At 69.0% G+C, this 20,198-nt stretch carries 19 protein-coding genes; 8 read left to right on the forward strand and 11 right to left on the reverse strand.

From position 1 onward, the window contains the following. Complete coding sequence (locus ACQPY0_RS48570) at positions 1-1,299, forward strand: DUF58 domain-containing protein (protein WP_432977178.1); 1,299 nt, start codon at positions 1-3, stop codon at positions 1,297-1,299. Continuing rightward, positions 1,296-3,788: a transglutaminase TgpA family protein gene (locus tag ACQPY0_RS48575; RefSeq protein WP_432977181.1), complete on the forward strand. Its 2,493-nt coding sequence runs from the start codon at positions 1,296-1,298 to the stop codon at positions 3,786-3,788. Before ACQPY0_RS48570 ends, ACQPY0_RS48575 begins: the two co-directional genes overlap by 4 nt. A 628-nt stretch (positions 3,789-4,416) precedes the next feature. On the opposite strand, the gene ACQPY0_RS48580 is transcribed toward ACQPY0_RS48575, so the two are convergent. From ACQPY0_RS48580 to ACQPY0_RS48620, 9 genes are all read right to left on the reverse strand, one after another. After that, complete coding sequence (locus ACQPY0_RS48580; protein ID WP_432977184.1) at positions 4,417-4,719, reverse strand: hypothetical protein; 303 nt, start codon at positions 4,717-4,719, stop codon at positions 4,417-4,419. 410 nt (positions 4,720-5,129) lie between these two features. Further along, a complete protein-coding gene (locus ACQPY0_RS48585) occupies positions 5,130-5,369 on the reverse strand; it encodes a hypothetical protein (RefSeq protein ID WP_432977187.1) in 240 nt (79 codons plus the stop codon). Between the two features lie 468 nt (positions 5,370-5,837). Further along, the gene (locus tag ACQPY0_RS48590) at positions 5,838-6,323 is read right to left on the reverse strand and encodes a hypothetical protein (RefSeq protein ID WP_432977190.1); all 486 of its coding nucleotides are present in this window, start codon (positions 6,321-6,323) and stop codon (positions 5,838-5,840) included. 436 nt (positions 6,324-6,759) lie between these two features. Continuing rightward, positions 6,760-7,269, reverse strand: a complete 510-nt coding sequence (locus tag ACQPY0_RS48595) for an SHOCT domain-containing protein (RefSeq protein ID WP_432977193.1) — start codon at positions 7,267-7,269, stop codon at positions 6,760-6,762. A gap of 719 nt (positions 7,270-7,988) precedes the next feature. Beyond that, positions 7,989-8,813: an SCO6745 family protein gene (locus tag ACQPY0_RS48600; protein WP_432977196.1), complete on the reverse strand. Its 825-nt coding sequence runs from the start codon at positions 8,811-8,813 to the stop codon at positions 7,989-7,991. A 625-nt stretch (positions 8,814-9,438) separates the two neighbouring features. Next, positions 9,439-9,909, reverse strand: coding sequence for a hypothetical protein (locus ACQPY0_RS48605; RefSeq protein ID WP_432977199.1), 471 nt, complete (start codon positions 9,907-9,909; stop codon positions 9,439-9,441). Between the two features lie 122 nt (positions 9,910-10,031). Continuing rightward, the gene (locus tag ACQPY0_RS48610; protein ID WP_432977202.1) at positions 10,032-10,511 is read right to left on the reverse strand and encodes a hypothetical protein; all 480 of its coding nucleotides are present in this window, start codon (positions 10,509-10,511) and stop codon (positions 10,032-10,034) included. A gap of 701 nt (positions 10,512-11,212) precedes the next feature. Beyond that, entirely contained in the window at positions 11,213-11,410 is a 198-nt protein-coding gene (locus ACQPY0_RS48615) for a hypothetical protein (protein WP_432977205.1), read from the reverse strand. A gap of 204 nt (positions 11,411-11,614) precedes the next feature. Beyond that, positions 11,615-11,938: an FKBP-type peptidyl-prolyl cis-trans isomerase gene (locus tag ACQPY0_RS48620; RefSeq protein WP_432977208.1), complete on the reverse strand. Its 324-nt coding sequence runs from the start codon at positions 11,936-11,938 to the stop codon at positions 11,615-11,617. 620 nt (positions 11,939-12,558) lie between these two features. Between ACQPY0_RS48620 and ACQPY0_RS48625 the strand changes: the two genes are divergently transcribed. Next, positions 12,559-13,347 carry a DUF4184 family protein gene (locus ACQPY0_RS48625; RefSeq protein WP_432977211.1) on the forward strand — a complete coding sequence of 263 codons (789 nt, stop codon included), beginning with the start codon at positions 12,559-12,561 and terminating at the stop codon, positions 13,345-13,347. A 360-nt stretch (positions 13,348-13,707) separates the two neighbouring features. Here the strand turns inward: ACQPY0_RS48625 and ACQPY0_RS48630 are convergent, their stop codons facing one another. After that, on the reverse strand, positions 13,708-14,382 hold the full coding sequence (locus ACQPY0_RS48630; protein WP_432977213.1) for a cytidylate kinase family protein: 675 nt from the start codon (positions 14,380-14,382) through the stop codon (positions 13,708-13,710). Positions 14,383-14,657: 275 nt separating this feature from the next. On the opposite strand from ACQPY0_RS48630, the gene ACQPY0_RS48635 reads away from it, so the two are divergent. Beyond that, positions 14,658-15,224 (forward strand): hypothetical protein, encoded by a 567-nt coding sequence (locus ACQPY0_RS48635; RefSeq protein WP_432977216.1) that lies wholly within the window; start codon positions 14,658-14,660, stop codon positions 15,222-15,224. A 226-nt stretch (positions 15,225-15,450) separates the two neighbouring features. Here the strand turns inward: ACQPY0_RS48635 and ACQPY0_RS48640 are convergent, their stop codons facing one another. After that, complete coding sequence (locus tag ACQPY0_RS48640; protein WP_432977219.1) at positions 15,451-16,413, reverse strand: helix-turn-helix transcriptional regulator; 963 nt, start codon at positions 16,411-16,413, stop codon at positions 15,451-15,453. A gap of 82 nt (positions 16,414-16,495) precedes the next feature. Between ACQPY0_RS48640 and ACQPY0_RS48645 the strand changes: the two genes are divergently transcribed. The 4 genes from ACQPY0_RS48645 to ACQPY0_RS48660 all read left to right on the forward strand — a co-directional run bounded on the left by ACQPY0_RS48645 (position 16,496) and on the right by ACQPY0_RS48660 (position 19,675). Next, positions 16,496-17,434, forward strand: coding sequence for an alpha/beta fold hydrolase (locus ACQPY0_RS48645; protein WP_432977222.1), 939 nt, complete (start codon positions 16,496-16,498; stop codon positions 17,432-17,434). A 555-nt stretch (positions 17,435-17,989) separates the two neighbouring features. Next, positions 17,990-18,586, forward strand: coding sequence for a hypothetical protein (locus ACQPY0_RS48650; protein ID WP_432977225.1), 597 nt, complete (start codon positions 17,990-17,992; stop codon positions 18,584-18,586). 289 nt (positions 18,587-18,875) lie between these two features. Further along, on the forward strand, positions 18,876-19,238 hold the full coding sequence (locus ACQPY0_RS48655; RefSeq protein ID WP_432977228.1) for a hypothetical protein: 363 nt from the start codon (positions 18,876-18,878) through the stop codon (positions 19,236-19,238). 212 nt (positions 19,239-19,450) lie between these two features. Further along, complete coding sequence (locus ACQPY0_RS48660; RefSeq protein ID WP_344619174.1) at positions 19,451-19,675, forward strand: hypothetical protein; 225 nt, start codon at positions 19,451-19,453, stop codon at positions 19,673-19,675. Positions 19,676-20,198: the final 523 nt, after the last annotated feature.

Here is a 20,198-nt window from a genome sequence, read left to right on the forward strand (position 1 = left end):
ATGCGAGAGGCGCTGCGGGGGCTCACCACCCGGGGCCGTAGCTTCCTGGCCGCCGCCGCAGCGGCCCTCATCGCCGCGCTGATCCTCGGCGAGCGCGACCTGTTGCGCGTGGCGCTGCTGCTCGCCGCGCTGCCCCTGCTCTCGGCGGCCTACGTCGGGCGGACCCGCTACCGCCTGTCGTGCAGCCGCACCCTCGACCCGCACCGCGTCCAGGTCGGCGCGAGCGCGCGGGTCATCCTGCGCCTGCAGAACCTGTCCCGGCTGCCGACCGGCACGATGCTGCTGGAGGACCGGCTGCCTTACGCGCTGGGCAGCCGGCCGCGCCTGGTGCTGGAGCGGCTCGGCGCGCACCAGGCCAGCTCGGTGGCCTACACGGTGCGCGCCGACGTGCGCGGCCGTTACGAGGTCGGCCCGCTGGTCGTGCGCCTGACCGACCCGTTCGGGCTGTGCGAGCTGACCCGGGCCTTCCCGTCCGTGGACCGCCTCACCGTCATCCCGCAGGTCGTGCCGCTGCCCTCGGTCCGCCTCGCCGGCGAGTTCGCCGGCTCCGGGGAGAGCCGGGCCCGGTCGGTGGCCGTGCACGGCGAGGACGACGCGGCGACGCGGGAGTATCGCTACGGCGACGACCTGCGCCGGGTGCACTGGCGCTCCACGGCCCGCACCGGCGAGCTCATGGTCCGCCGCGAGGAGCAGCCGTGGGAGAGCCGCGCCACGGTCGTGCTCGACACCCGCGCCGCCGCCCACCGCGGCGAGGGCCCGACGGCGAGCTTCGAGTGGGCGGTCTCGGCGGCGGCGAGCATCGCGGTGCACCTGCGGCACGCGGGGTACAAGATGCGGCTCGTCACCGACGCCGGCGTGGACGTCGACGCGACCGAGATCGACGGCGACGGCCCCCTGCTCGACCAGCTCGCCGACGTGCGGCTGGCCCAGCGCGGCGACATCGCCGCGCTCATCGAGCGCGTCCGGCGGCGCAGCGACGGCGGCCTGATCATCGGCATCTTCGGGATGCTGTCCTCGGCCGAGGCGGAGCTGCTGGCCTCGTTCCGCTCCAACAACGCGACCTGCGTCGCGCTGTTCATCGACTCCTCGACCTGGCTCAATCTGCCCACGGCGGCGCGCGAGGAGGCCGACCAGGCGCACGGCGTCGCGTCGCTCGCGCTGCTGCGCAGCGGGTGGCGGGTCGTGGAAGTGCCGCACGGGGCCAAACTGCCGGCCCTGTGGCCGCAGACCGGTCGGGGTTCGCAGGGATTCGCCTGGCGGGCCGCGTCCGCGGAGAGCGTCGCTGGGGGCGTCCGGTGAACCAACGCAAGCACCTGACGCTGATCGCGGCCGGCTCGGCGTTCCTCGCGTCGCTGCCGCTGGTCAACGTCTTCGACCACTACACCTGGGCGATCCGGGCCTTCCTGGTCGTCGCGGTCATGGCCGGCGTCGGGCTGCTCGTGCGCGGCCTGCGCGCGCCGGCCTGGGCGCCGACGGCGGCGATGGCCCTGACCGGGCTGGTCTCGCTCACCTGGCTCTTCCCCAGCCACGAGGAGTTCCTCGGGATCATCCCGTCGCCGGGCACGATCGCGCACTTCGGCTCCCTGCTGCGCACGGCGTCGGAGGAGATGAGCGAATACGCGACGCCGGTGGGCGACCGGGAGGGCTTCCTCTTCCTGGCCGCGCTCGGCGTCGCCGCCGTGGCGCTGCTCGTGGACTTCTTCGCGGTCGTCATCCGCCGGCCCGCGCTCGCCGGCCTGCCGATGCTCGCCATCTACTCGGTGCCGGTCACCGTCGACACCGACACCACCAACCCGATACCGTTCGCGCTCGGCGCCATCGGCTTCCTGTGGCTGCTGGTCACCGACAACGTCGACCGGGTACGCCGCTTCGGCCGCCGCTTCACCGGCGACGGGCGCGACGTGGACCTGTGGGAGCCCTCGCCGCTCGCCGCGGCCGGCCAGCGCCTCGGCGCGATCAGCGTCGCCGCGGCCGTGTTCATCCCGCTCATACCGTTCGCGATGCCCGCCGGGGTGCTCGACACGTTCGGCGCGGGCGCCGGCGGCGGGGGCGGCTCCGGGATCGGCAACGGGCGCAACGGCAAGTCGGTGAGCATGTTCGCGCTGCTGTCCGGCCAGCTCAACCGGGACAAGGCGTTCGACATGGTCAAGGTGACCAACATCGACGACGACCACCCGTTCTACCTGCGCTTCAACGTGCTCGAGGAGCTCACCTCGAAGGGCTTCGGGCCCAAGCCGATCACCGGCGGCGGGCCGGTCAACAACGGCTTCGGCAAGCCCGAGTGGGGCCCATCGGTGAAGTCGAGCACCCACCAGGCCAAGATCGAGGTCACCAACGAGCTCGCGATCAGCTTCATGCCGATCTACACCTGGCCGACCAAGGTCGACAAGCTCAGCAACCAGTGGGCCTTCGACCCCAAGACCGCGGTGGTGTACTCCAACAAGGACACGACGGCCAAGAAGAGCTTCAACATCACCTACCAGCGCGCGGAGCTCACGCCCGAGCAGCTGCGCGAGGCCGGGCCGCTCAACGCCAACGACCCGCTGCTGAAGGACCTCGCCACGGCCCCGGCCAACACGTTCGTCAAGAACAAGGTCGAGGAGCTGACCAAGGGCAAGAACAACGAGTACGACAAGGTCAAGGCGATCTACGACTTCTTCTCGCCGGACAACGGGTTCCAGTACGACACCACGACCGGCGCGGACACGAGCGGCACCAAGATCGTCGACTTCCTGCAGAACAAGCGCGGGTACTGCGCCCAATACGCGGCGGCGTTCGGCTGGCTGCTGCGCGAGGCGAAGATCCCGGCGCGGGTGGCGTTCGGCTTCGCCCGGGGCGGCAACCGCACCGGCAACACGATGACGCTCACCAACTTCAACCTGCACGCCTGGACCGAGGTGTACTTCCCCGGCTTCGGCTGGCTGCCCTTCGACGCGACCCCGTCCACCTCGATCAGCGGGTCGGTCGCCACGTCGTACCTGCCGGCCGCGGGCGCCGTCACCGGCGACGACCCGGTCGACCGCCCCGGCAACGATCCGCGCGCACAGAGCTCCGAGTCGGCCGCGCCGACCACGACCGGCGCGCACGACAACCCGGGCGACACGTCGACGACCGACGGGGACGAGCAGCGTTCGACGCTCGCCCGCGCGGGGAACTTCGTGATGAGCGCGTACGGCGTCTCGCTCATCACCATGCTGACCCTGGCCCTGCTCCTGGCCGCGCCCGGCCTGGCCCGCACGCGGACCCGGCGCCGGCGCCTCACCGTCGCCGAGCCCGTCGCCTCCTTCTCCCCCACCCTGAGCGCCGACGGCCCCGTCATGACCGTCATTCCCGACGAGCGCACGATGGGCGTGGCGCGCGACGAGGCCCACCGCGCGTGGGACGAGCTCATCGACACGATGGTCGACTACCGCATTCCGGTCGACGAGGCGGAGACGCCCCGGGCGACGGTCGAGCGGCTCGTGAAGAAGGAGCGGCTGCGCGACCAGGCCGAGTCCGGGGTCCGGCTCATCAGCACCGCGGAGGAGCACGCCCGGTATGCCCGGCAGCCGCTCACCGGGGGCGAGCTGCGCTCCGCGATCTCGGCCGTGGAGTCGTCCTTCGCGGCGAACGCGACCCGCCAGGTCCGCCTCTCGGCCCGGCTGCTGCCCCCGTCGGTCCTGCGCCGCTGGCGCACGGGCTTCTCGACGCGCTCGAGCTCGGCGACCCTGGCGATCGGCCGGTCATGGGACGCCCTGATGCGCACCCTGAGCATCCGCCGCATCGTGGCCCGCCGCACCGACCGGTAGCCCCCTGTTCCACCCGGCCGGGGCGCCCCCTTCCCCACCGAGCCTCGCGCCCCGGCCGCCCCATCTCACGATCACCACGCATCCACCTCGATCACCGCGAACGCGCCCCTGCTCGCCCGGTGCCCACTCTCGCCTCGGCCGCCGCCGGTCCGGGCTTTTCGCGGCCGGGCGCCGTAGGCTCGTCCTCAACGTGTCGCTGCGGGACGGGCGCCGATCGAGGCCGCGTCAGCCATCGCCAGATCGCGGACCTTTCCGCGGGCAGCGGCCTTCTCCCTGGCCGCCACGGACTCGAACCCCGAACCAATGGATCAAAAGTCCGAAGTGGACGATCAACTAGCGCAAAGCCAAGCCCAACAAGGAAAAGTCCGCGAAGGGCCCTCACGCCCGAGTTGATCCGGCAACGTCCGCACGGGCCCCGCAGTCTCGCCGACAGCCGGTTCCGCAGCGACAAGACGACTACGGTGGGTGACAGCCCGACCGGTGGGACTGCCTGCACTCATCTGTCGATGTGCGGATACCCCGTGCCGTCCCAGCGCCGACTGCGGTACAGGCTCAACCGCCCCGGCAGCGCTCGTGAACACCGAGGACCGGGTATGTCTATGGGTGCCGGCAGCCGGCGGCGATTCGGCTACGGCACCTCTTCCACGCCGTTTTCGGTTCCGCTGTCGGTGAGTGGAACCGATAGCATGCCCGGGATCCGCCGGTCATAGCGTTCGATCTCCAGCTCGGCCTTGCGCACCTCCAGCGCGGTCTGCCGGTTCTGCTCCTCAGCCAGCTTCGCCTTCGCCTGCTCCAACTTGACCTTCTCCTTGGCCATCGCCAATTTGAACCTGTGCCGGCGGGACTGGAGGTGCTGGACGAACCCGGCGGTACTGCCGCTGAAGAGGAACAGGAATATGACGATGTACCAGAACACGTCGTCGAACTTCACAGCACCTCCATAGGAGGGGACACTTTCCTGGGCGAATCGACGCAACCGCGATGCGGCAAGGCCACCATACGGGGATGCGTCAAGTTCGATGGCCCGATGGCGGCAAGTCATCGCCGAGGGCGAGGACGCTGGCGACTACGTTGCTCGTCTAGCAGTCGGCGGCACCGCCAGGCCGGCTCCGACGACACGCCCTCTGGAAATGTCCCGATCCGCCGCGATCCGGCGCGACGGGTCGGATGGTCACAGTCCGGCCTTGGCCTGCCGCCAGAGGCGCAAGGCGCGGTGACACAGAGGCTGGGGCAGCCGTGGAGAGTTGCGCGTTTCGGCCAGCACGTCGAGTAGGCCGTCGCTCGGCCAGCCGGATTCGAGCCACGTGAGGGCAAGGGCCGGCCAGTAGTGGCCCCACGCGGTCAGCGCGAACCGCAGCAGCGCAGGTCGTGACCGAGGACGCTCACGAAGTACACGGCGGCGGCCACCGGCTCCGAGACGAACGCGACGCGGCCCAGTCCCGCCCGCTCGGCCGCCTCGGCCAGGATGCTTCGACGGACCGGACCCCACCCAGCCGGGTGGGTCAGTACGACCGTGCCGGGCAAGCCGCCGGCGACCCGCTCGGCCTCCGACCCGACCCGGGCCAGCACTGCGGAGATCATCTCAACTACGGGTACGTCACGCGGACCGGCCAGCCGCCGCGACCGTGCTGGACGTGCCGAAGTCGATGCCCAGCCGGTACCCGTTCAATGCCACCCGATCACGATAGAAACACCGCGCCACTGGCGAAACACCCGTTCGGCCGCATCACGGTCTCACGCCGGTTGTCGGTCGTGGTTGGCTGGCATCCCGATCCGCTACCGGCCAACACCCAGACGTGAAACCGGTCCGCGATTCGTTGATCAGCTGCGCGCTCATGCCGCTCCCAGCGTGCTGCGCTCATATGCGGCGTAGTGCACCGGTGCCGCTACTCGGACTGCGTAGTCAGTTGCGACCCGACCGCGTACGGCTCCTGCAGCGGCCCTACGCCGTCGCCGCGTCGGTGGAGATCGCGGGTGAGCGTCGATACAAATCGAGCGGTTGTGGCGGTGTCAGGCTTGGGGTTGGTGCCACTGGCAGCGCCCCCGGCATCAGGCCCGAAACAGCGTCTGAGGTGGCGTCGATTTTGCGCGCCGGTCGGCGTTGTCCGGGTCGAGGGCGGCGACAGGATGGGAGAACACAGCCGGCGCCGGCCGCGGCGTCGACACGGCCGGTGAGGGCGCGGACAGCCCAGCCGCCGGCTCGGGCGGTCCTGCTGCCTGGAGATGGTTGACGGCTTCGGCTGCCGACAGCGCGCCGGAGGTGACGGCTTGCCACAGGCTGGTGCTGCCCGCCGGTGTGACGACGGTGTGCTGCTGCAACGCGGCCGGGCTGATGCCGTGGGCATGCAGCCGGGCAGCGGCCGCCGGATCCAGATCCTTCCAGGCGCGCACCGTCTCGGCGGTGAACCCATGCGCGGCCCATTGCCCGGCCAGCGCGGTGACCCGGTCGCGGACATGCTCCGGAATCACATCCCGATCACCGATCCGGTCGCCCAGCAGCGCGCGGGCAAGCTCGGTGAGCCCGGCAATCGGCACCCAACTGACCGGCGAGTCAACCTCTCGCCCACGAGCGTTCATCGTCGTTGCCCGGCACGCGAACGGACAATCAGACCGAATTCCATGCAACTATGATCCCTCATCGCGCCACCCGACAGGCACGCGCCCCACCAGCACGCCGATCACGCACACAACCAGACCGCGACCATCGGCGGTCCGCACACGCTTTCGGGCCCGAGCGGGAACTCATCCACCCACGCGGCATAGACCGGCTGGCTTGATCAAGTGCGCGGACATGCCGCGAAGCGCTCGTTACCGAACGTGATGTCGACGCCATTCGGCGGCAGAACCGCCGATAACCCCTCTCGCGGTGAGGCGCTGCACGCCGTCTACGCCGCTGGGCCGCCGACGGGCCGTAAATGCTCGACCTTGACGACGACACGCAGTTATACGGATTCAGTGCGGACGTACCTTTTCAGTGCAGACGTGCCTTGAGGGTCGCGAACTCCTCCTCGCTGATCGCCCCGGCGTCGCGCAGGCTGACGAGCCGGGCCAGCGCCTGCGTCCGGTCCTCCGTCGCCCGGTCCGGCGTGGGTCCGGGCGGGGTCACGAAAACGGCAGCGCCCTCCGGCGAGACGGTCCGGGACTGCGTCCGGTCATACGTGTCCCATTTCAGCTGCGCGGTGCGGCGCTGCATAGCCTCGATGTCGAACCGAGGGTCACCAGTGAGATCGAAGATGACCTTGAGCGTGTTGGGGTCATACTTCACCGAGACCAGGTCCGCCTCGGCCGGCTTGCGCTCGACGATGTAGAAACGCTCGCGCACCTCCGCCCGGAACGCCGCCCGGTCCCCCGGGCGAACCTCCAGGATGAAGTCGTACTTCTGCCAGCTGCCGTTGCCGCCGAGGGCCGATCCTTCCCGGACCGACAGCACCAGTGCCTGAGCGGTGAGGCCATGCTTGCGGATTCGGCGCTGGTCGAACATCTCAGGACCTCATGTCGCTCGAAACCGAATGGGGGTCAACGTCGCGCCGGTCGGGCATCGGCGAAGATCCGTTGTCCAGGCCGGATCGCTGGTGTGGCCGCGACCATAAGATCAATGTACGCCACGCCCCGGAGCCGGGCACCAATGTGTAGACCGCTGAACTTGTCAGCCTCTGCCTGACGCCGCATCCCGATCGTGGCAATCAACAGGCCCACCGCAAAGCCCAAGACCCCGCCCACCGCGCCGGCGCCGAAAGTCCGTCAGGTCTCGCGTGTTGTCGCCGACCACCAAGTTCTCAACAAGGTAATTGCCGAGGACGGCGGTCGCGGGAGCGGCCGGATGTGCCCAGTACGGCGCGCTCACCGAGGCCAGCAGCAGGCCGGCACACAGGCACAACATGCCACTGAGAGCGAAGTTCGGCACCTGTGCCAGCAGGTCGGCCGGCGTCGCGTCGCCGAGCGAACTCGTGCTCCGTGCGGCAATAGCCGCTTACCTCGGCCGCTACCGCGGTCAGTACCGGCTGCACAGCGATTCAGACCTGCGCGCTCACCGACGTCACCGTGCAGGAGCTCGACCCGGCCGAGCGCTACGACGGCGGTCGCTACCGCTGTGCCGGGCCCCTCGTCCTCGACCACAGCGGGGCGCCTTCGGCCACACCGTGCGGGTGGTCCCGCGCTACGACCTGCTCAACTCGGTGAAGAGCTGGGGATCGCGGCCGCTCAGTCGTCGACGGCCTGTACCGCGGCAGCGATCGGCTCGAGCCCCGCGATCAGCTCGTCGAGCTCGTCCGCGCTGAGCACGTCGTACGCCGGCGCCGCCAGCTCGTCGGTGAGGACCTCGATCCGCTCCCTGGTCTCCCGGCCGGCGTCGGTGAACCCGCCGGCGGCGTCCACCAGGCCGCGGCCACGCAGCCCGTCGATGACAACGGCCAGCTGTGCCTTGGGCAGGTGGTGGATCCGGCCGAACTCCTCCGCCCTCATGCCGAGGGAGACAGCGAGCAGGACGTGGGCCTCGGTGCCGCCGATGCCATGCGCGAGGAGGGCGGCGTTGTGGCCGTCCCCGCGGTGCTCCCGCAGCAGCGTCGCCGCGTGCCAGAGCCTGGCCACCGGCTCCTCGGGCACGTCGAGCGCCCGAAGCCCGGCGTACAGCGCTCGGCCCTCGGTCGGCGCGCTGAGCGCCGCTCGGGTGGCAAGGTCGGCGACCCGCACCAGACCCGGGGATTCGGCGAACTCCCCGATCATCTGCCGCAGCGCAGCGGCGCTGCCCCGCTCCCGCACGGCGATCGCCTCCTGCGGGGTGATCTTCCCCCAGACCCAGGGGATGTGGCGCGCCACCTCGCCGTCGGCGAAGTTGTAGAAGACCGCGTGTACCACCCCGGCCGGTGCCAGCCCCAGCGGCGCGGCCCGGCCCGCGAAGTATCCGTCCCAGTAGTTGCGCATGCCGAGGGCCAGGAACGCCTCGTTCACCACCTCGGAGAAGGTGACGGTGGCGATCGGCTCGACGAGCTCGAACATGCGGTGGATCTTGGCCTGTGAGTGTGGCATCGTCGGCATCTCCTGTGGTCGTGACAGCGCCCTTATGGGCGGCGTCTCACCCAAGCTACGAACAGCGCGGCCCGGATCCGACAACTCCGGTCGACATCAACCCAGCCAAGATCAGCCTTACTCTCATGCCGCGAGTGTCGCGCAGCGACAGGACTGCGGGCGAGTAGCCGACAGCGACATTGAAGTCCTCCTCGTCGCCGTCACCGTTGCACTCGCAGACCATGACGGCCGGCTTCATGGTATCGCAGTATTCCCCGCTGTCCGCGATGAAGTGCTCAGCACCGCAGCCCCGGCAGACGCGCCCTGGGCCATCGCGTACGCAGCCAGATCTTCGACACTCTCGCCCGTCGGCCACCCGCCAACCTCACTGATCACCCCGGCCATTCTCGTTCTCCCAAGGCCAGGGCATGGTGTTGGCCACCCGACCATTTGACCGGCTGCGCGGTCATGCCGCGGCAGGAGGTCCGGCGTTCATCACCACTGGTCACGCACCGTGATATATAGCTGCGTTTCCTGCCCCCAGCGCCCGTGTCGAGCCCCCGGGTGATCTTGTCCTGCGTGCCGCAGTGGCGGCTTACCCTCCTACCGTCACCGGCGCTCCGCGCCGCGTTGGTGGATGATCCGCTCAGCCAGACGTACGCAGCGGCGGGAGGCCCAGCGTCACGAGGAAGCGATCCGTCTTGATCTCGACGAAGATGTCCGCGTCGTCGCGCTCTTCCTCTTCCTCATCGTCGGGGTCGTCGTCCTCCGCTCCAAGGTCCTCGGCAAGGTACGGCCGAAGACTGGCCATCTTGGCGTCACGGTCCGCGTCCGTCGCACCAACCTGTACGCGCGCCCACCAGGCGGCTAGGCCTGCGGCCTCCCGGTGCGTATCTGTCGGGAGTGACGCATTCGGGTCCTCAAAGTATGTGCGGGGCGTGAAGCCGAGGTAGGCCACGCCGCTGCCGGGTCCGGCGGGCGAGTACGTAATCGTGGCGATGTCGCTGTCATGGATATCAACGTGGAGCCAGTATTCGGCGTCCGCCGCGACGATGTTGCCGGACTCTGCGTCCATCCAGGACTGCCCGTCAAACAGAAATGCGCCGAAGTAGCCCATGCCGTCTGTCCCCCAAAACCGCGCAAATGGACCGATCCTGCGATGGTCGCACGAGTCGCTCCGGCTGCCTTGATCGGGTGCGCGCACATGCCGCCGTTGGTGCGCGGCCGGGGTGGTGCAGGTCAGGCGCCGAAGCCTGCGTAGCGGCCTCCGTAGCGGCGTGCGAGGGCTGTCAGCTGCGCCACCCGGGCATGATGGGCCGGGTCGGGCGGCAGGTCGGGGAATGCTGCGGCGATGTGTCGCCGACTCGGGGGGATGGGTCGCTCGAGCGATTGCTCGCTGGCCTGGCCGCCGAGGTCGGTCAAGCTCGCGATGCATGCGGCCACGGTTTCGGGCTCGTTTGGGAGGTCAAGGTAGTAGGTGGTTCGCCGTGGCGACGGCTCCGGGTAGTCGCCGCACTCTTCCGACATCGCCCAATGCATGCGTTGGCACAGATCGGCCAGCAAGGCATTCATCTCGCCGGCCGAGGCGCCGTCAGGCAACGGTCCGTGGTCGGTGAGGCGGCTGAGCAGACGGCGCACCAGGTCCGGCGGGAGCTCGTCGGCCATGAGGTGACCGTGGACGGTCACCAACACGCCGAACAGGGCCTGCAGATCCGACATGGGCAGTGCTCGAGTGTGCGACTGCATACACGCCACGGTAGTGACCCCGGCTCACCTCATTGCTCGCCAACGTCAGCCGTCACCCGGGGTTGAATGCACCGTCGTGCCGCTGATCGATCCTTACGCGTAGTGAGGTTTAACGGATCTGAGACAGGACGCTGACGATGGCAGCGACTACGTCGAAGGACGCTGGGCCCTTGCCTCGAATCCACAGCAGAGGTGGGAATCCGCCGCGGACCCATCCCGAAGGGGGTAGCTCGAGAGGCCATGGCAGGCCGGGAGTGAGCGTGGTTGCCTCGAAGTCGAAGAAGTCGATCTCATCGTGGGGCAGCCGATGCATGGCGAAGTAGTGGATGTCGCGGATGGACAGGGCCATCTCCGGTTCGGATGGATCGGGCGCAAGCTGAGCTCCATGGCGTCATCCGCGCCGGTGACCGAGAAGGATAGGTGGTCGAGCCCGTACCCTTGGAACGACGCAAGTGCGTCATGGACGGGGGCGAACGCGTCGAGGTTGTCGCTCACCGCACAAATTGTCCGGTGCCCCGGCCACCCCGAGCACCGTCACCCGCCATGGCCGGACTTCTGGTCCCCGTCAGCGGTTTGACCAGAAACATCACCACTGGAGCGACCCGACTCCAAACTCCCAAGGCTTGATCAGCCTCGCACAAGTAGCCGCTATGGTGCGCGGTCCTCAGGACTGGTCAACGGGGCTCGCTGTAGCCGTGTGCAACCAACACGGCGAGGAGCCGTTCCCGCCATGCCTTCTGGTCTGCGTCGCGCCAGCGGTGGCGCTGCGGGCACTCCCAGTTCGGCGGCTCATCACCGACGATGCAGCCGCCGAGCGCCAGTTGCCGGGCGGCGGCGGCATCAAACGCTTCCGGGACCGGCAAGCCAAACATCAACGGCACACCCGGCCCGCCGCACTCTGGACAAGCTGAGGTCACGTCGGAAGCGTAACCGTCCGACGCCCTCATCTGCCGCCGTGGGTGTGCGGCGCACCGACGAGCGCTTGTCGCAGCAAGTGACGAGCTTCCCGGCGCTGACCCTTCCTGTCCTGCCGATGGGCTGTTGTGCGCTGAGGCGGCAGGCCGGGCCGAAGAAGGTTACGGGCGCGCGTCGAGGATGTCGACGACGAAGCGTAGCGGGCCAGCCGGGGCCCCGGGGGGCGGGTCTGTGCCATATGCCATTTGCAGCGGGATGTCGAGCTGGACCCGACTGCCGACCCGCACCCCGATCAACCCGCGGTCCCAGCCCTCGATGACCTGGTTGATCTGCCCCAGCTGCGCCAGTCCGACGACCACGTCGAGCGTGGCGTTGCGCGACCACGATGAGTCGAACACCTTGCCGTCGCGGAGTGTCGCACCGACGTAGTTGGTGGTGATCGTCTGGCCGGGCGTGACCGCGGAGCAGGCCCCTTGGATCAGCACGGTTACCACCAAGTCTCTGGGATCGGCTGTCCCCGCGATGACACTCGGCGCGGTGGCGAGGCGCTCGTCGAACCCGGCGAGCAACGGCGGGAACCCCCCGTCTGGCTTGTGTCCACAGGACGAAGCGCTCGGACTCGGCGACGCGATCGTACGCGCGGTGCTCCGCTCGCTACCGGACCGCCGGGCGCAGCCAGTCCCTGCGGTGAGGAGCAGTGCAACAACAGCGGCGGCGACCAGCGGACGGGGGCGGATGAGCATGTCGAGCTGTATACCAGGAGGCACGTGATTGGACAGCCCCATGCTGCCGACGGTCTGCGAGCGCACACCCTTCCCTCTGGTCCAACATGTCGGATACGACAGCTCGACGCCCTCATCTAGCCGCGATTCGCGACCCGCGCGGAACCGGCGGCAGCACGACGGCCGGGAGGCATGCCCGTGGGCAACGGCGGACCCGGACCACTCTGACCCGTTGCGGCCGCCAGGAGGCGACCGCCACGCTCGGACGAGGGTCGTCGCCCAGCCCCTCGTCCAAGTAACCCCGCGCTCCTGCGCCGATGCCGGCAGAACCGAAACAGTGTCGAGTTGCGACCCCTATCGAGCTTGCCGCTACAGTCGCCGTCATGCCGGCCACGTTCCCGTCGCACGCCGCCGCCGTACTGCCGCTGAAACTGTGGCGTCCGGACGTGTTCGACGGCGTCGCGCTGGTGATCGGGGCCGCGGCACCGGACCTGCCGTACGCCGCCGGCGGATGCCGGCCGCCCTACACGTACGGACACACCTGGTGGGGCGCGCTCCTTTCCGTACCGGCCAGCGTTGCGGCCACCCGGCTCGTACGCTGGGCGGCGCCCACCGTCGCGGCGCATCTGCCGGCCCTGGGCCAATTCGCCGCCCGCGACTACGGCGCGCTCGGGGGTGTGCGGCACCCATGGTGGGTCACCGCCGGATCGGCGCTGCTCGGGGCCGCCAGCCACATCGCCTGGGACCATGTCACGCACGCCTGCGTGCCCGGCACCCGAGTCGGTCTGCCCGCGCTGCGCCGCGAGGTGCTGCCCGGGGTGCCGTGGTGGATGCCCCTGCACCTGGCCTCCAGCGCCGCGGGCGCGGCGGGCTGGGTGGCCCTGTCGGCCCGGATCGGCCAACGTCGGCGAATCCGCGCCTGGCACGGCGCGGCGCCCGCGGTACCACCGCGACCGGCACAGTTCTGGGGTGCGGCCGCCGCGGCCGCCGCGGCCGGTACCGCCGCCGCGGTTCTCGCCCCGGCCACCCGCGAGCGGATCGTGCCGTTTCTACCACCGCTGCCTCGCCCGGCGGTCCTTTCGGCCCGGATGCTCGGCGTCACCGCCACAGCCCTGCTTACCGCGACGGCCGTACACCGCGCATTGACACGACCACGCCGAAGACACCCATAGCCACCAACGACCGAACAAGCACCTCGGCCGGGAACACCCGCTCAACCGGTGCCGAGAGCCAAGGTCAACTGCACGCACATGGCTTGATATGCCGGTAATCCTCGTTCGCCAGGAACGCGCCTACGTCCCCGCCGGGGCGACCCAATGGGTTGCGTGAGCCAGCACACTGGCAGGCTGGCTCGTCGCCGCCGCAGCCATCGCCGGCGTCAGCCGCCGCCGGTCGAGAAGTTGACCATCGCAAGTACGAATGTGAACACCACACCCCTGAACCAACGAACGTGTTAACGGACGCCCGATCATGCCGGGGAGCATGATGGACCCGCAGCTGTTCGGGGTGCGGATCTGCCGAATTGAGTGCGGTCAGTGTGTTCGGGTCTCCCAGACGGGCTGCTGGGGCTCGTCGTTGTGCACGATGATGTCGACGTGATCGGTCGGGCGGACCGTAGCGAAGTAGAACTGTTGGGAGGGGATGTAACGCTCGCGCCAGCGCCGTTCGACTTCGGCCTGGGATGACACCCGGCGCTCTCGGATCACGGCACGATCCACGGTCTTCTCGAGTGCCGTCGACACGAAGATGCGCAGATCCCACCGATCAATCAGTTCCGGGCGCATGAGGAAGACGCCGTCGAAGACCAGTACGGCGTCGGCGGGGGCGGTCGTGACCGGCGGGGACAGCGCAGTATCCGCTGTGCGGTCGTAGACCGCGTATTGGAAGCGTCGATCTCCGCCCGGGCCGAGCGGATCGAGCAGAACCCGGTTCAGCGCGTCGTAGTCGTGGGTGTCGAAGTAGCAGCCTTCGGCCGAGTACTCGCCGCGCGGATAGCGCTGCGCCCGGGGGAAGAGGAAATCGTCGATCGTCGCGCGGATGACGTCGCGGCCCTGTGTGCGCAAGACAACGGCCAGCTCGTCGGCGAGCGTGGTCTTGCCTGCGGCAGGCGGCCCGTCGATGGCAACCCGCGTCGGGTGTGCGACTGCGACGGACCCGACTGCCTCAGCCAGGCGGCCGAGCACCTCGTCGCGAGTGCCTTGGTCCATGTCCTGCCCCGTCCCAGTCTCGCGAAGGTCGCCGTGTCGAGCCGACCTTATGCCCGCCAGCCTTTCGCGCCCGCCACTCCCCCGAGTGATCGAGATTGCCGCATGCGGAAGAGGCTGCGGTCGCGGCGCACGGCGCTGGTCGCCCGGCATAGCGTGACCGGTCATGCCGCGTCGGGTGCACGTAGGACGGGTGACCCATCCGGGAGGGCGTATTCTCACTGGTGTTCCCTCATATTTCGGTGCTTCGCCTGGCCGGGTACGTCACACTGCCGGAGGTGGAGAGCTTTCGGTGCGGGATGTGTGGCAACGCGCTGAGCATCCCGGTGCAGCTGGTGGAGCTGCCGCCTGGACCGCACTGGTCGCTGCTGGACCACCACCATGTGAACCCTCCGCGGCTCGACCCCGGCACCTACGCGATCGATCAGGCCGCGTATGGCCGTGATCAGGTCATCGGCACGTTCGTGCTCTCACCCGGCGACGTACGCGGAACACGATTCGTCCACGACCTCGTGCTCACCGGCTGCTGGTCCCTCGTGGGATGGAGCCCGTGTGTCGCGTGCGAACGGTGCGGCGCCCTGGTCGCTTCCCGGACTGACGACTGCAACGTGGCGCAGGAAACGCGCTTCTACCCTTCCATGGTGGTCCGGGAGACTTGTGACGTTGCGGCCGATCGCGCCACGGATTCGTTGGCGCTGATCGCCGACTGGGACGACGCCGCACCCGACACCAGACAACACGGCTGGGTGCCCAAACCCACCCGCCCACGGCCAGAACTTACCGCGACGCGCTGGGGCGGCCGAGGTGTGAGGGCGCATCTCTATCGAGACGATCCACCAGCCTGATCGCGCTGAACGCAAACATCCACTCATGTCGATGAGCGTGCGTCGACCCATGCTCGGGGATGCTGCCACGGCTGCTGCTCCTTGCCGCGTCGATGACGAGCGGCATCCTCGCTCACAACTCGTCGTTACGGAGGCTGGAGCTGGGCCGGGTAGATGGCGCTCATCTCGTCGTAGTGTCGTGCGAGCAGTCGGAGTTCATCGGTGCTGTGGAACCTGATGACCTCGGTTATCGTTCTGCCGTACGACGTCCGTGCCGGTCTGAGCCGTATCGCTCGACGAGCGCGTTGCCGATCGAGGCCAGGTGGTCTCGCACACCCGGAGGATCGGTCACCTCGATCCATTCGACCAGCCCGGCAAGCTCGCCGGCGAGTATGTATTCGTCGTTGCCGCGGATCACGACCTCGATGCGGCCGTCGGTCGTGGAACCTCCCACCTCGAGCCGACCGCCGAACCCCATCCGGAGCACGCCTATCCCGTGGGGCGCGCACATCGCCCGGGCCTCGAGGGGTGTTCGCTTGCGTTCGACCTCGTCCGCGATCGCGCGCCAGCTCTCGGCGAGGTCGAAGTCATCGGGCCGGTGCACGGGATCGCCGGTCGGGTCGACGGACGACACGCGGTCGATCCGGAAGGTCCGCCGACCGGCCTCGGTGCTGGAGACGAGGTACCACGACGGGCCTTTGGCGACGATGCCCAGCGGGTGGACGGTTCGCTCGGTTTCGGTGCCTTCGCGGTCGACATAGCCGAGCCGGACCTGGACGCCGCGGATCACCGCGTCCTGGAGCTCGTCGAGGAAGCGAGGCGGTCGGGGCTCGACCCGGCTCGACCCCCATCGTTGCGGGTCCATGAGGAGCGAGGACGCCGCCGCCTCGGCCTGCACCCGGAACGGCTCCGGCAGGGCATGGACGAGCTTGCGCAGCGCCGCTTTCACGGCTGGCGTGACAGACGAGGCAGGACCGGCGACCAGGAACAGGGCGCGGGCCTCACCCGCGGTCAACCCGGACAGGTCGGTGCGGGCGCCGCCCACGAGGCGCCAGCCGCCGCCCCGGCCCTGCACGGAGTACACCGGCACGCCGGCCATGCCCAGGGCGTCGAGGTCGCGGCGGGCGGTGCGCTCGGAGATCTCCAACTCCCGGGCGACCTCCGCTGCGGTCACCTGCTCGCGGTGTTGCAGCAGGAAGAGGATGGCCATCAACCGGTCAGCTCGCACACCGGCAACACTTCCACATAAAACCGGTCAGGAGGTGACCGGTATCGGTCGGCATGATGCCAGCATGACAATCGATTTTCCCGAGCCCACCCTCATTTCGGTCAACGGTGTGGAACTCGAAGTCTTCGAAGCGGGCCGAGAAAATGCCGGAAGGCCCATCGTGCTCTGTCACGGCTGGCCGGAGCACGCCTTTTCCTGGCGCTATCAGGTGCCGGCCCTGGCCGCGGCGGGCTACCACGTCATCGTCCCGAACCAGCGGGGTTACGGCAACTCGTCCCGTCCCGCCGAAGTGACGGACTACGACATCGAGCACCTGTCGGGTGACCTCGTCGCCCTCCTCGATCACTACGGCTACGAGGATGCCACCTTCGTCGGCCATGACTGGGGCGCATTCGTCGTCTGGGGCCTGACCCTGCTGCACCCGAACCGGGTCAACGGCGTGGTAGCGCTGAGCTTGCCCTACCAAGAGCGCGGAGAGATGCCCTGGATCGAGTTCATGGAGGCCGTGCTCGGCGCCGACTTCTACTTCGTCCACTTCAACCGCCAGCCGGGCGTCGCGGACGCCGTGTTCGGGGAGAACACGTTCCAGTTCCTTCGGAACCTGTACCGGAAGAACGTGCCCCTCGCAGAGCCTCAGCCGGGCAATGCGTTGATCAACCTCGCCAGAGCGGAAACCCCACTCGGCGAGCCGGTCATGAGTGACAGCGAACTGGCTGTCTTCGTCTCCGCCTTCGAATCAACAGGGTTCACGGGCGGAATCAACTGGTACCGAAACCTGGACCGCAACTGGCGCCTGCTGGCGGACGTGGACCCGATCATCCGACAGCCCACCCTCATGATCTACGGCGACCGCGACACGGTCGCGAGGGCTGAAAGACTGACGGAATTCGTGCCGAATGTGGAAGTGGTCAGTCTGGACTGCGGTCATTGGATCCAGCAGGAGATGCCGCAGGAAACGACCGAGGCGATTCTGAAGTGGCTGGACCAGCGGGATGCCGCCTAGCACTCCAGCAGGACATCCGCTTCACGATCCGCTGAGGGCTCGCGGGTCGTAGTCGCTGGTCATGCCCCCCTGCGCTGCCGGTTGGTGGTGTCAGCCACCAACCCGCTAGGGTGCGCCGCCGTGCTCTCAAGGACTCAGGGGTAGGCGCTCACGCAGCCTGCAGTCTCGGCACCGAGAAGGACATCGATGTCTGAACTCGGCGCGGCGCAGGTCGGTTCGATGTAGTCCCGCACGTCCTTGTCCGACGCGAACGGCCTGTACTGACGAACACGTGGACGAGCGACATCCGCAAAGCGTAAGTCCAGGCACCGATCAGCGACATCCTCATTTGCCGCGATCCGGTCGCTATGCAGGGACGCCTATGGGATGCCCTGCCCCGGGGCTCGCCAGATGACGCCTGCCGCCCCTGGGGTTGGTCCAGCCGCGACCATGTTGTCAGGCAGCCCGCGGAACGATCAGCCGCGTCGACGGCAGGTCAGGGCGTTGGGTACTGGTGCATGTCGGCCTGCACCTAACGCCCCTCCACGAGGTAAGGGACGGCGGTACCCTCGGCCGGTGCCCGACGATGCGGTAGTGCTGGAGCTGCTGGGGGAGAAGCCGGAGCTCTCTGGCATCCTCCGGGAACTGATCGATTTCGACATCGAGGACTTGGCCTACGCTGATGCTTTCGTGGCTCGGTTGTCGTCGGGCGAGAGTCTGCAGGCGATCGCCGTGGACGGGGCCGGGGGACGGTACTTTCTCGTGGGCGCGCCGGCGCCGGCGCGGCGCATGCTGTTCGCGACGTCGGAAGGCAGCGCCGGGTTGGTCGGACCGAGCCTGGCGGGTGCGCTGGCGACGATGGTGGCCGTACCGAACTGGCGTGACCTGCTCGGATTCTCCGGCGGCGGTCGGCTGGACGAGATGCGCCGCGCGCAGGCCTGGCTAGCCGACGGCGAGCAGCGGCGGCATCCCGACCTCGCCGAGCTCCAGGTCTCGCTGGCCACCGGGCTGGGCCTCGTGCTGCCGGACGATCCGGTGCTCGCGTTGTGGGAGGCGGTCAGCGCGGCCGATCCGGACGTCGACTTCATCGACGACGACGATGACGAGGCGACGCCCTGGGACTCGCTGTTCGGTGTCTGGACGATCGAACGGCTGACGCCCCGGTCAGGGTGAGCGGTGGCGGCGAGGTAGGCTAGGACGGCTCGTACGCGGCGGTGTTCGTCGAGGGCGGCGTGCAGGCCAATTTGCTGGAAGACGGTGCTCATCAGCCATCCATAGCTAGCGGCGCCACGCTCTGAGGCTGGGATCGCGTGCACTCATCTGCCGCTGACGGCGTCATGCCGATCGGCGCCTGTCCGCCGAGTGCATCCTGAAGGACCACCTGGCGGGCGGTTGAGCTGCGACCAGCGGCGCCGGTGTCGCGGCATGTCTGAGGACCGCCGGGAGCGGGTACCCAGAGGTCATGCCCAGCTACACGGTGAACCCTGCCGCGGTGGAGCGAGCCAACCGCCTGATCGACGCGAAGCAGTATGTGCTGGAGAGCGACTGGCGCGAGTGCCAGCCGCGGGCCGACGACGAGAATGCGTTTCTCGGCCGGCACTCGTGGGCGGATTACGCCGAGTGGCACCTGGCTTTGACCGACGGCGCGACCGACGAGACCAAGGCCCGCTACGCGTTCGTGTACGGCGACCTACGCCGCGTGCACCGCACGGGCCTCATCGCCTGCGTCTACCGCGCCGCCGAGTGGCGACACAAGGCGGTCGAACTCGCGGCCCACGACCTGCTGCAGCGCCTCGACAAGGCGGCCGGCATCGACGTCGGCTGACATCGGGTTGCGCGCCGACTCTGCCGACAGGCGGATGTCGGCCGTTCGGTCCCTCAGGTCCGAGGGCCTGTCCGGCGGCGACCTCGTCAAGCCTCCGGCCGGCGCAACCCTGGTGTCGTGGGAGGCCGGCGTACAGCCGCCGGACCCGAAGTAGCAGGGCCCTTCGTGGCCGCTACGCTTCACCACACCTGCGACTGGAGGACCACGAAATCATGAGCGAAGAGTACGTCACCCTCGACGACAAGGACCTCAACGGCGACGGTGTCGTCGACCAGGCCAAGATCTACACCCTCGACGACGGCGCCAACGTGCTGGAGGCCGACACGGACGGCGACGGCGAGGTCGACCTCATCGCGATCGACGCCGACGGCGACGGCGTCTACGAGGAGACCGTCGACCCCGCCACCGGCGAGTCCACGGACCTCACCAACTCCTGAGCCGAGGGCCGCACGGCCCCGAGTCCCCGGCCAGCAGTCACTGGCCGGGGCCCACGTTGATCGGGACGAGCCGGATGGCTGGAGGGTCAGGCGACCCGACCGTAGCCGTACGGCGTGCCAGGTAGTTGATGGAGTCGTACCGCACGAGCGTGCCCGGTCTGCAGGGCCTCGATGATCTGGCCGTTGCCGACGTCGATGGCCACGTGCCCGGCGGCGGAGCCGGCCGCCGGGGCCGCCGGCCCGGCCGTGCATCCAGACCAGCCGGGAGAGTCTCGAGGCTGGCCGTGGCAGTCGAGCCGCCCCGGCCGACGTGGTATCTGCTGCCGCGCTCGTCATGGCGGACGCGGCCGTGTTGTCGGAGCGGCCGACGCAGGCCAGCTACGTCGTGCAGCCGGCCGCCGTTGCGCAACGGTTCGCGACCCTCTGTGCGGATACCTTGAGCCGCGGGCGATGATGTCAACGGACGACCGACGCGCAACCCGTGAGCTGGTTCGAGACAGCGCGGCCAGACGTGCGGTGGCCG

This window comes from Dactylosporangium sp. CA-233914, assembly GCF_050942935.1.
GTDB lineage: Bacteria > Actinomycetota > Actinomycetes > Mycobacteriales > Micromonosporaceae > Dactylosporangium.